General features: G+C 64.8%; 9 protein-coding genes. 8 read left to right on the top strand and 1 reads right to left on the bottom strand.

Annotated elements, in window-relative coordinates:
* Window position 1 precedes the first annotated feature (1 nt).
* From narH to CLU93_RS26085, 8 genes are all read left to right on the top strand, one after another.
* A complete protein-coding gene (gene narH / locus CLU93_RS26120; protein WP_099763993.1) occupies window positions 2-1,552 on the top strand; it encodes a nitrate reductase subunit beta in 1,551 nt (516 codons plus the stop codon).
* 21 nt (window positions 1,553-1,573) lie between these two features.
* Window positions 1,574-2,218, top strand: a complete 645-nt coding sequence (gene narJ / locus CLU93_RS26115; RefSeq protein WP_099763992.1) for a nitrate reductase molybdenum cofactor assembly chaperone — start codon at window positions 1,574-1,576, stop codon at window positions 2,216-2,218.
* Between the two features lie 34 nt (window positions 2,219-2,252).
* Complete coding sequence (narI, locus tag CLU93_RS26110) at window positions 2,253-2,939, top strand: respiratory nitrate reductase subunit gamma (RefSeq protein ID WP_099763991.1); 687 nt, start codon at window positions 2,253-2,255, stop codon at window positions 2,937-2,939.
* Between the two features lie 25 nt (window positions 2,940-2,964).
* Window positions 2,965-3,726, top strand: coding sequence for a peptidylprolyl isomerase (locus tag CLU93_RS26105; RefSeq protein WP_099763990.1), 762 nt, complete (start codon window positions 2,965-2,967; stop codon window positions 3,724-3,726).
* Window positions 3,727-3,814: 88 nt separating this feature from the next.
* On the top strand, window positions 3,815-4,801 hold the full coding sequence (gene moaA, locus CLU93_RS26100) for a GTP 3',8-cyclase MoaA (RefSeq protein ID WP_099763989.1): 987 nt from the start codon (window positions 3,815-3,817) through the stop codon (window positions 4,799-4,801).
* Window positions 4,802-4,845: 44 nt separating this feature from the next.
* Entirely contained in the window at window positions 4,846-6,732 is a 1,887-nt protein-coding gene (locus CLU93_RS26095) for a type IV pili methyl-accepting chemotaxis transducer N-terminal domain-containing protein (protein WP_306595262.1), read from the top strand.
* 25 nt (window positions 6,733-6,757) lie between these two features.
* On the top strand, window positions 6,758-7,420 hold the full coding sequence (locus CLU93_RS26090) for a response regulator (protein WP_099763987.1): 663 nt from the start codon (window positions 6,758-6,760) through the stop codon (window positions 7,418-7,420).
* A gap of 130 nt (window positions 7,421-7,550) precedes the next feature.
* Window positions 7,551-8,762: an NnrS family protein gene (locus CLU93_RS26085; protein ID WP_099763986.1), complete on the top strand. Its 1,212-nt coding sequence runs from the start codon at window positions 7,551-7,553 to the stop codon at window positions 8,760-8,762.
* 155 nt (window positions 8,763-8,917) lie between these two features.
* Here CLU93_RS26085 and CLU93_RS26080 read toward each other — a convergent pair whose 3' ends face one another.
* Window positions 8,918-11,983, bottom strand: coding sequence for an ATP-binding protein (locus tag CLU93_RS26080; RefSeq protein WP_099763985.1), 3,066 nt, complete (start codon window positions 11,981-11,983; stop codon window positions 8,918-8,920).
* Between the last annotated feature and the right edge of the window lie 21 nt (window positions 11,984-12,004).

Below are 12,004 nucleotides of genomic sequence, written 5' to 3'. Positions count from 1 at the left end.
TATGAAAATCAGAGCGCAAATCGGCATGGTGCTGAACCTGGACAAGTGCATCGGCTGCCACACCTGTTCCGTCACCTGCAAGAACGTGTGGACCAGTCGCGATGGCGTCGAGTACGCATGGTTCAACAACGTGGAAACCAAACCGGGCATCGGCTATCCGAAGCAGTGGGAAAACCAGGACAAGTGGAATGGCGGCTGGCGCCGCACGGACGCTGGCAAGATCGAGCCGCGCCAGGGCAGCCGTTTGAAAATCCTGGCCAATATCTTCGCCAACCCGAACCTGCCCGCGATTGACGAGTACTACGAGCCGTTCACCTACGACTACGAGCACCTGCAAAGCGCGCCCCTGTCGCAGACGCCGCCGACGGCCCGTCCGATCTCCGTGCTGACGGGGAAGAAGATGGAGAAAATCGAGTGGGGTCCGAACTGGGAAGATGACCTGGGCGGCGAGTTTGCCCAGCGCAGCAAAGATAAACTGTTCGACAACATGCAGAAGGAGATGTACGGCACGTTCGAAAACACCTTCATGATGTATCTGCCGCGCCTGTGCGAGCATTGCCTCAATCCGACGTGCGTGGCGTCGTGCCCATCGGGCTCCGTGTACAAGCGCGAAGACGACGGCATCGTGCTGATCGACCAGGACAAGTGCCGCGGCTGGCGCATGTGCATCTCCGGTTGCCCGTACAAGAAGATTTACTACAATTGGTCGTCCGGCAAGGCCGAGAAGTGCACCTTCTGCTTCCCCCGCATCGAGGCTGGCCAGCCTACCGTGTGCTCGGAAACGTGCGTGGGCCGCATCCGCTACCTGGGCGTGCTGCTGTATGACGCGGACAAGATCGAGGCAGCGGCCTCCGTGCCGCAAGAGCAGGACCTGTACCAGGCGCAGCTCGATCTGTTCCTCGATCCGCACGACCCGGCCGTCATCGCCGAGGCGCGCCGCCAGGGCATTCCTGATCTTTGGCTGGAAGCGGCCGTCAAGTCGCCCGTCTACAAGATGGCCGTCGAGTGGAAAGTGGCGTTCCCGCTGCATCCCGAATACCGCACCTTACCGATGGTGTGGTACGTGCCACCGCTGTCGCCGATCCAGGCGGCGGCCGAATCGGGCAAGCTGGGCGTGAACGGCATGCTGCCGGACACGCAAAGCCTGCGCATTCCCGTGCAGTACCTGGCCAATTTGCTGACGGCCGGCGACCAGCCGCCCATCGTCACGGCGCTGGACCGCATGCTGGCCATGCGTGCCTACATGCGCAGCAAAACGGTCGAGAAGGTGGAGAACCTGACCGTATTGAAGCAAGTGGGATTGACCAAGGCGCAGGTGGAGGACATGTACCACATCATGGCAATCGCCAATTACGAAGACCGCTTCGTCATCCCCAGCAGCCACAAGGAAATGGCCGAGGACAGCTTCAACGAGAAGGGTTCGTGCGGCTTCAGCTTCGGCAATGGCTGCTCGGACGGCACCAGCGAACCGACCTTGTTCGGCAAGAAAAAACACGGTTCGGCCATCTTCATGCAGATGCCGAAGTCGCGCAAAACGGCGCCAGGCGCTTAAGGAGCTGAGATGACACACGCTATGAATCAGTATCAAATCCTCTCGCGCCTGCTGCTGTATCCCGAGCCCGAGCTGATCGCGCATCTGCCCGAGCTCGATGCGGCGCTGGCGGCCATGCCGGAGCAGCACGCGCTGTTGCTACCCTTGCTGGCGCACCTGGAAAGCAGCAGCCTGATCGACCTGCAGCAGCAGTACGTGGCCACGTTCGACCGCAATCCGTCGCACTCGCTGCACCTGTTCGAGCATATCCACGGCGAATCGCGCGACCGGGGCCAGGCCATGGTTGACCTGATGGAGGAATACAAGCGCCATGGCTTGCAGATGACGGGCGACGATTTGCCCGACTTCGTGCCGCTGTTCCTGGAATTTTTGGCGCAGCTCGACGAGGCGGCATCGGCGCCGCTGCTGGGCGACGCCGTCCACGTACTGGCGCATATCGGCCGCAAGCTGACGGCCAATGGCAGTCCGTATGCGCCCGTCTTCACGGTGCTCGAACGCCTGAGCCCCGTGGCGGCCGAAATGCTGGCCGAGCCGCCCATCCGCGACATGGATGAAGCGCTGGAAACCTTCGGTCCCGGTGCGGATGGCGTCGAGCCCTTGCTGCGTCAAGCCCCGGGCGGCGTCCATCCCGTGCATTTTCACCCGCAGCCGCGGCGCGCCGTTTAATTGGCCGCTTGCGCCCGCATGAGGAGAGTACATCATGAGTAATTACTTGCATCAATTTGTGTATGGCATTTATCCATACATCGCGCTGGCGATCTTTTTCCTCGGCAGCCTGATCCGTTTCGACCGCGAGCAATACACGTGGAAGTCTGATTCCAGCCAGCTGCTGCACCGTGGCAGCCTGCGCCTGGGCAATATCCTGTTCCACATCGGCATCATCGGCCTGCTGTTCGGCCATGCGGCCGGCTTGCTCACGCCCGTCTGGGTGTGGGATACGCTGGGCGTGACGCATAGCCTGAAACAGGGCGTGGCCATGGCCGCTGGCGGCATCATGGGCGGCCTGTGCCTTGCCGGCCTGCTGATCCTGCTGGTGCGCCGCTTTTCCAACGACCGGCTGCGCGCCGTCACCACGGCCGGCGACAAGCTGGTAATGCTGTGGATTTTGCTGACCTTGTTGCTGGGCCTGTCGTCGATCTTTGTCTCGGCTTCGCACATGGATGGCCACATGATGGTCTTGCTGATGAATTGGGCGCAGCACATCGTCACCTTCCGCGGCGACGCCGCCAGCTTCATCGTCGATGCGCCGCTGGTGTTCAAGCTGCATCTGTTCATGGGCATGTCGCTGTTCGTCATCTTCCCGTTCACCCGCCTGGTGCACGTGTGGAGCGGCTTTGGCGCAGTTGCCTATTTGGGCCGCACCTGGCAACTGGTGCGCCGCCGCTAAGGCGGTCATTGAAAGGAGAATCATCATGGGAATTTCCGTCAACGGCATCGATATCTACGATGCCGACATCGCGCAGGAACTGCCGCACCACCAGCAGGCGGGCAATCCGCTGAAGCAGGCCGTGCATGAACTGGTGCTGCGCCGTCTGCTGCTGGACGAGGCTCAGCGCCTGGGCTTGCAAGCAGAGAGCGACGATGCCCTGGTCGAAGCGCTGTTCGAGCAGGAAGTGCGCGTGCCGCCCGCCGACGATGCGGCTTGCCGTACCTTTTATGCGCAGCGCCCGCAGCTGTTTCGCAGCGGCGCGCTGGTCGAGGCGCGCCACATCCTGTTCCAGGTGACGCCCGAGGCGCCTTTGGAGCTGCTGCGCACGACGGCGCAAGCCGTGCTCGACGCCTTGAAGCTGGCGCCGGAACGCTTCGGCGAACTGGCGGCGCAGTATTCGAACTGCCCGTCGGGCGCCCTGGGCGGCAACCTGGGCCAGCTGTCGCCGGGCCAGAGCGTGCCGGAATTTGACGCGCTGCTGTTCCGCCTGGAAGCGGGCGCGCTGGCCGGCCACTTGCTGGAAACGCGCTTCGGCTACCACATCGTACAAGTGCTGCGCCGGGTCGAAGGCCAGGCTATCGCCTACGAGGCGGTGCAGGCGCAGATCGCCGACCGGCTGGCGCGCGCCGCGTGGCAGCGCGCCGTGCACCAGTATCTGCACTTGCTGGTGGGGCGCGCCGACATCGCCGGCATTGAACTGGAAGGTGCCAGCGTCGAAGACACAGGCAGCCCGCTGGTGCAATAGGTAAGAAGGCGTAGGCCGCTAGGCCTTCTGGGGCACAGCCAGATCGTGCCCCAGCCTTTACAATCACGGAAGAATCAGGAGTAGCGTCATGAGTAGCGTCAAGTTGCAGGACCGTTTTGGCCGTTCGATCGATTATGTGCGGCTGTCCGTCACCGACCGCTGCGATTTGCGCTGCAGTTATTGCATGCCCAAGGGCTTTCGCGGTTTCGAGGAGCCGAAGGCCTGGCTGACGTTCGACGAGATCGAACGCCTGATGGGCATCTTCGTTCGCCTCGGCACGCGCCGCGTGCGCCTGACGGGCGGCGAGCCGCTGTTGCGGCGCAACCTGCCCGAACTGGCGCAGCGGCTGACCGCGTTGCCCGGTTTGGACGATTTGTCGCTGTCGACCAACGCCACCCAGTTGGGCAAGCACGCCGTGGCCTTGCGCGCGGCGGGCGTGGACCGCATCAACGTCAGCCTGGACTCGCTGGACCGCGCCTGCATGCAGCAGATCACGGGACGCGACAGCCTGCAGCCTATTTTGGATGGCCTGATGGCGGGCAAGGCGGCCGGTTTCGACCCGATCAAGATCAATATGGTGGCCATGCGCGGCGTCAATGATGGCCAGATCGAGGCCATGGCGGCGTTTTGCATCGAGCAGCAGTTCATCCTGCGCCTGATCGAAGCCATGCCGATGGGTAGTACGGGCCGCAATGCCAGCTACATGCCGCTGGGCCCCGTGCGCGAGCGCCTGGCGGCCCGCTTTGGCCTGGTGCCGCAGGCGCAAGAACTCGGTGGCGGGCCGGCACGCTATATGGCGACAGCCGATGGCCGTTCGAGCATCGGCTTCATCACGCCGATGTCGCAGCATTTTTGCGCCACCTGCAACCGCGTGCGCCTGTCCGTCGATGGTACCCTGTACCTGTGCCTGGGGCAGGAAGAGAAATTCGCCCTTGGCCCCATGCTGCGCGGCGGGGCCACCGATGAAGAGCTGGAAGCGGCGATCCGCGCCGCCATCGAACTCAAGCCGCAGCAGCACGATTTCAATACGCAGCCCGATAAAATCATCAGGTTCATGGCGCAGACGGGCGGCTGAGGCAGTTTGCATTTACATTCAAGGGCGGTATGAAATTCAAGGCGATGTTTTCCTCCTGGCAGAAGCTGTCGACCAAGATCGTCGGCGCGCTGCTGCTCATGCTGGTACTGGCCCTGAGCGCCATCGGCTGCACCCTGTTCCTGTCGTGGCAGCTCGAAGGCAGTTCGGCCGCCATCAATGAAACGGGCCGGCTGCGCATGCAGACCTACCGCCTGACCCTGCTGCTGGCCAGCGACGCCGGCGAGCAGGCGCGCCAGCAAGTGCTGCTGATCGACGAGACCCTGGCCAAGATCGGCCATGGCGACCCGCAGCGGCCCCTGTTCCTGCCGCCCAGCACGGCCATCAAATCCGAATTCGAACGCATCGGCGCCGCCTGGCGCGGCGCCTTGCGCCCGTCGGCGCTGGCCGCCGATTCCACGGCGCAGGCGCGCCAGTTCGAGCATGACGCCGATACCTTCGTGGGCCAGGTCGATCAATTGGTGCGCCTGATCGAGCACGATAGTGAGCAGCGCACCTTCTGGCTGCGTGCTTCGCAGCTGATCCTGGTCGGCATGGCCGTCATCGGCACGGTCAGCATGATTTACCTGATGTTCATGCTCATCATCGAGCCCGTCACGCGGCTGCGCCTGGGCATGCAGCGCATGAAGGAGCGCGATTTCAGCGTGCGCCTGGCCGTCGAAAGCAATGATGAATTCGGCCAGCTGGCCAGTGGCTTCAACCAGATGGCCGACCGCCTGCAGGCGCTGTACGGCAACCTGGAAGAGGGCGTACGCAGCAAGACGGCCACCCTCGAGTACCGCAACCGCGAACTGGCGCTGCTGTACGAAAGCGCCGCATTCCTGCAGCGCCCGCAGCCCCTGGAAGACATCTGCGGCGGCTTCATGCAGCGCATCGTCGATTATTTCGAGGCGGACGGCTCCACCGTGCGCGTGCTCGATGCCGAACGGGGCAACCTGCACATGGTGGTACATACGGGTCTGTCCGAGGAACTGGTGGCGTCGGAACACTGCCTGAAAGTGGGCGACTGCCTGTGCGGCACGGCCGTCGAGATGAAGGTGGCGAAGGTGCACGACATGCGCCGCATCGACAAGGCGCATGAGCTGCGCTGCCACCGCGAGGGCTTTGCCACCGTCTCCGTCTTCCACATCCATGCGCACGAACAGCACCTGGGCTTTTTCAACCTGCATTTCCGTCATGCGCGCGTGTTTTCCGCGCGCGAGCTGGCGCTGCTGGAAACCCTGGGCCAGCTGCTGGGCATCGCGCTGGAAAACCTGCGCCTGGCCGCGCGCGAGCGCGAGATGGCCATTTCCGAGGAGCGCAACCTGGTGGCGCAGGGCCTGCACGACAGCATCGCGCAAAGCCTCAATTTCCTCAACCTGCAGGTGCAGATGCTGGACGACTCCGTGCGCAATGCCCGTTTCGACGAGGTGGCGGGCATCGTGCCGGCCCTGCACGCGGGCGTGAAGGAAAGCTACGAGGACGTGCGCGAATTGCTGGCCAACTTCCGCAGCCGCCTGATGGAGGACGACCTGATCGGCTCCCTGCGCGCGGCAATCGAGAAATTCCGCCGTCAGACGGGCATCGAGGCCGAGCTACTGGCCGATGTCGACGGCGCGCCATTCCCCCGCGAGCAGCAATTGCAGTTACTATTCATCGTGCAGGAAGCGCTGTCGAACATCCGCAAGCACGCCCAGGCCAGCCACGTCGAGGTGCGTCTCGCCGATCATCAGGACTTTACCCTGACGATCAGCGATAATGGCGTCGGCTTCGATGCTGCCGCCGTGCTGGAAAAGGGCGACAGCCATGTCGGCATCCATATCATGCGCGAGCGCGCGCAGCGCATCGAGGCGACGTTCGACGTGCACGCCTGTCCCGGTGGCGGCACGACCGTCGAACTGCACCTGTCGCGCGAACAGCGCCGCGCCGCCTAAGCCACTATCTGAAAGTACAAAAAAAATGGAGACTCCCGATAAACCGATCACCGTCATGCTGGTGGACGACCACGCGCTGTTCCGCAGCGGCATACGCTCGCTGCTGCAGCGGCATGCCGATTTTTCCGTGGTGGGCGAGGCGGCCGATGGCGTCGAAGGCATCAAGCGCGCCATCCAGCTGCAGCCCGACGTGGTACTGCTGGACCTGAACATGGCCGGCATGTCGGGCGTGGAAGCGCTGCAGCTGATGCAGCACGACTGTCCCGACACGGCCATCGTCATGCTCACCGTCTCCGAGGACGCGGAAGACCTGGCGACGGCCCTGCGCGCGGGCGCCTGCGGCTATCTGATCAAGAATATCGACGCCGACTACCTGGTGCGCGCCATCCGCCGCGCGGCCGCCGGCGAAGTCGTCATCGCCGAAGCCATGACGGGCAAGCTGGTGGCGCAGCTGCAGGCGGGCACGCGGCGCGAGGAGCCCGTGTCGGAACTCGACAAGCTCACGCCGCGCGAAAAGGAAATCATCGACTGCCTGTCTCGCGGCGAGAGCAACAAGGGCATCGCGCGCACCCTCGACCTGGCCGAAAGCACGGTCAAGATCCACGTGCAGAACGTGCTGAAAAAACTCAACCTCACCAGCCGCGTGCAAGCGGCCGTGTATGCGGTCGAGCACCGCCAGGGCAAGTAACCCGGTAGTTGGGGTCTGACCCGCCGGGTCAGACCTCATGGCTATTATCTCTCTCTAGTCCTTTTTGCCGATGGCTGTTCTTGCGCTTTTAAAGTAGTATATTGAATATATCTTTAAAAGCGAGCCCATCATGGCCATTACCCCGATCAGCGAACCTTCTCCACCTTCCACGACAGCCGGCGCCGCTCCCTGGCATGCCCGCCATGCCGTCTGGCAGCTGGGTTTCCGCCCGTTTTATCTGCTGGCGGCCGTGTTTGCGGCCATCAGCATTCCCCTGTGGCTGGCCAGTTATGCCGGCTTGCTGACGGGCGGCCTGCAGGTGGGGCTGGGCTGGCATATGCATGAAATGGTGTTCGGCTTCGCGCTGGCCGTCGTCGTGGGGTTTTTGTATACGGCGGGGCGCAACTGGACGGGCTTGCCCACGCCGCACGGTACCCCGCTGATGGCGCTGGCGGCGCTGTGGCTGGCGGGGCGCATCGCCATGCTGTGCGGTCCCGGGCTGGTGCCGGCGCTGGTCGAGTGGCTGTTCCTGCCGCTGGCCGCCTGGCCCCTGTACCAGGTGCTGCGCCGCTCGGGCAATACGCGCAACCTGTTCCTGGTCGCTCTGCTGGCCTTGCTGGCGCTGGCCAATGGCCTGTTCCACGCGGCCGTGCTGGGCTGGTTGACGCTATCCCTGTTCGTGCCCGTGCAGGCGGCCATCTTCATCATCGTGCTGATCGAATCGGTGATCGGCGCGCGCGTCATTCCCATGTTTACGCGCAATGGCGCACCGGGCAGTACGCCGGTGGCCAGTCCGAAGCGGGCGCTGGTCGCCGTGGCCTGCATGGCGGCGGCGGCCATCGCGTGGCTGGCCGGCGCGCCAGCCTGGCTGACGGCGCCGCTGGCCCTCGTGGCTAGCGGCGTGTCGCTGGCCAATCTGCTGGCCTGGCAGCCGCAGCGCACCTTGCGCGTGCCCTTGCTGTGGATTTTGCATTTGTCGTATGCGTGGATAGGCGTCGGTTTTGCGCTGCTGGCGGCTGCCAGCCTGGGGCTGCTGCCGGCCAGCGCCGCGTTTCACGCGCTGACGGTGGGCTCGATGGCGGGATTGATCATCGGCATGATGACGCGCACCACCCTGGGCCACACGGGCCGTCCTTTGAAGGGCGGCCGGGCGGAAGCGGCGATGTACTGGCTGATCCAGCTGGGCGCGCTGGCGCGCCTGCTGGCTGCCGTCGGTCCCGCAGCGCTGGCCATGCCGCTGCTGCTCGCTGCCGGCGCCTGCTGGTCGCTGGCCTTTGGCTTGTATGCGTGCGTGTATGCGCCCTATCTGTGGCGCGCCAGGGTGGATGGGCGCGAAGGCTAAGTTGTCAGAAAGGGCGCCAGGCCAGCAGTTTTTTGAGTTCCGGCGTCCAGTAGGACAGCGATTCGCCCACGACGAATAGCAGCATGGCCAGCATCAAGGCCCTCAGCAGCAAATCCCTGCAGCAGATCATGGCGTCCCCCGAATTTTCATCTTGCTCATTTTGTCATTGGCATGGCCGGCTGGCCGGGCGGCGTCTGTGCCGTGAATGCGGCGGCGGCCTCGATGGCGCGCGCCAGCGCCTGTTCCAGGGCGTCGAGCGCGGCCGATGCATCGTCGCCGGCGTGCAGCAGCTGTTCGGCTTGCTGGGCCGCGTGCACGGTGGCGGGCAGGGCCAGGCTGCCGGCCACGCCGGCCAGCTTGTGCGCCAGCGCGGCGGCATCGTCGCGCGCATCGGCTGCCAGCAGCGCGCGCATGGCGCCCACCGTATTGCAATAATTGCTGCCAAAGCGCGACAGATGCTGGCGGTAGGGCGCTTCATCGAGCCACTGCGCCATGCCTTGCGCCAGGTCGATTACGGCTTCTGTGCCGCACGGCGGCAAGCGCATCGCCGCTTCGGTCACGACCGGCAGCAGGGCTGGCAGACCTTGCGCATGGCGCCGATGCGCGCGCGCGATCAGGGCGATGGTCTGCGGCACGTCGAACGGTTTGCTGATGAAATGGTTCACGCCCGCTTCCAGCGCCGCCGTGCGCTGTGTCTGGAACGCCCCGGCCGTCAGCGCCACCACGGGCAAGTCCTGAAACTGCGGCAGCTGGCGCAAGGCGCGCGTCGCCTGCAAGCCATCCATGACAGGCATCTGCACATCCATCAGCACGATGTCGACATCGGCGGGGTGGGCCAGCAACCAGTCCAGCGCCTGCCTGCCATCGCAGGCGAACGATGGAACTGCCCCCTGGTCGCACAGGATATGGTTGACCACATCGCGGTTGATTTCGCTGTCATCGACCACCAGCACGCGCACGCCGGCCAGCACGCGTTCTTCCGGCGTACCCGGGCCCTGCGCCACGGCGGCAACGGCCGCGCGCGCGTCGGCGTTGGCATCGGCCAGCAAGGCATGCAGGGCTTGCATGTCCGGCGAGGACAGGGTGCCGGCGGGCAGCAGTTGCAGCGGCACCGTGAAGCTGAATTCGCTGCCCTGGCCCTGGCGGCTTTGCAGGTGCAGTGAGCCGCCCATCAGACTGACCAGCTGGCGGCAGATGGTCAGGCCCAGGCCCGTGCCGCCGAAGCGGCGCGTGGTGGACGTGTCGGCCTGGGAGAAGGCGGAAAAGATCGTTTCCTGCACCTCGGGCGCGATGCCGATGCCCGTGTCGCGCACGCTGAAACGCAGCACTGCGGCGTTGCCGTCGCGGCTTTCCAGTGCGCTCAACAGCTCGACCGTGCCCTGCGCCGTGAATTTGATGGCATTGCTGGTCAGGTTGACCAGCACCTGTTCCAGCCGCAGCGCGTCGCCCAGCACCTGGTCCACGCCATCGGGCAGCGGCCCGATCCGCACGGCAATCGGCTTGTCATGCGCGGCCACGCCCATGCTGGCGGCGATCTTCTCGATCACCTCGGCCAGGCGGAACGGCGCCCGTTCGATGCTCATGTGGCCCGCCTCGATTTTCGATACGTCGAGCACGTCGTTGATGATGCCCAGCAAGGACTGGCCGGCGGCGCGGATCTTGCGCGCCATCTCGAGTCCTTCCTTGTCCAGCTTGCCCCGTTCCAGCAGCCATGCCATGCCGAGGATGGCGTTCAGCGGCGAGCGGATTTCATGGCTCATGTTGGCGAGGAATTCCGCCTTGCTGCGGTTGGCCCCCTCGGCTGCATCGCGCGCCAGCAGCATGGCCTCTTCGGCCTGCTTTTGCGCGGAAATATCCTGCGCAAAGATCAAGGTGGCCGGTCCATCCTTGAGCATCACGCGCGTGGTGGTCTTGAAGACGGGCACGGGAAGGCCCTGCTTGTCCAGGCCGATGGCTTCGAACACCTGCTCGCTGGGCGAGTCCGCCTCGATCAGCGCTTCGTTGGTGGCCAGTGCCGCCTGCGATTGCGCGGAAATCATGGCGGACCAGGGCAAACCGTTCAGATCGTCTTCGAATGAGTAGCCATGCAGCCTGCGGTAGCGGGGATTCGAGTAGATGAAGCGGCCGTGGCGCAGGATGGCGATGGCCACGGGCGCATCTTCGATCAAGGTGCGAAAGCGCGTTTCGCTGTCGGACACGGCTTGCATGGCCTGGCGCTCCGTTTCCTGTTCCGCCTGCCAGGCGGCCTGCTGCCGCCGCCGCCGCTGGCTCCAGAACAGCAGGCTGGCCCCGGCCAGCGCCAGCGTGGCAAAGCAGAGGACGTAGGCCAGCGCCTGGCGCCGCAACGGGGCGGCGATGGCCGCTTCTTCGCGGCTCAGGCCTATGATGAGGGCACGGTCCATGTGCAGCGCGGGCGGCGCGATGGTCGCCATGGCCATGACGCGGGGTGCGGCGGCGCCGGCAATCTCGACGCCGCTCAGCACGCCAGCCTGATAGCCGCTGTCGCGAAAGCGCCGCAGGAAGCCGCCGGGCAGGTCCACATTGCCGCCATTGACGCTCCTGACCGGATAGTTCAGGAATTGCCGCCCGTCGCCATGCAGCACCACGGCCCAGACGTCGGGGGCATACATGGCGGTGCGGAACTTGGCCGTGAAGTATTCGGGATCGAGGGTGGCCAGCACCACGCCGGCAAAGCGGCCCTGCTGGTCCTGCACCATGCGCGCGGCCGTGATGACCAGGTCACCCTTGAAGGAATGGAAGGGCGCCGAGATGTACAGCATGCGCGCATCGGGGGCGTCGCGCGCCGTCTGGAAGTAGCTGCGGCGCGAAAAATCCTGGTCGGCCAGTTCCGCGATGTTGGTGGCGATCGGCTTGCCCTTCGCATCGATGACCAGCATGGTGCGCACGCCCGGCATGGCGTCGACCAGCGCGGCCAGGCGCCGGGGCAGGGCTTGCGCGGAGCCCGCCGCGGCACCATCGCCAAGATAGTCGCGGATCACGCCGCCGAGCACCAGGTTGGTCGCTGCCAGGTCGACTTCGATATTTTTTGCCAGCAGCGCCGTCAGCACGCTCAAGCGTTCACGTTCGGCGGCGTCGTGCCGCGCGGCTTCGGCCAAATGCGCGTAGGTGAAGGCGGCCGCCATGAGGAGCAAGCCGAGGAGTAAAAAAAGCCATTCGATCCATTGTCTGCGTACCGCCGCCGCATTTGTGTGATAGCTCATGGAACGATGCTATACCCGATG

Source organism: Janthinobacterium sp. 35 (assembly GCF_002754575.1).
In the GTDB taxonomy this organism is placed as follows: domain Bacteria; phylum Pseudomonadota; class Gammaproteobacteria; order Burkholderiales; family Burkholderiaceae_D; genus Janthinobacterium; species Janthinobacterium tructae.
Note: the sequence above shows the minus strand (reverse complement) of the source record. Positions and strands in the feature narration are given on the sequence as shown.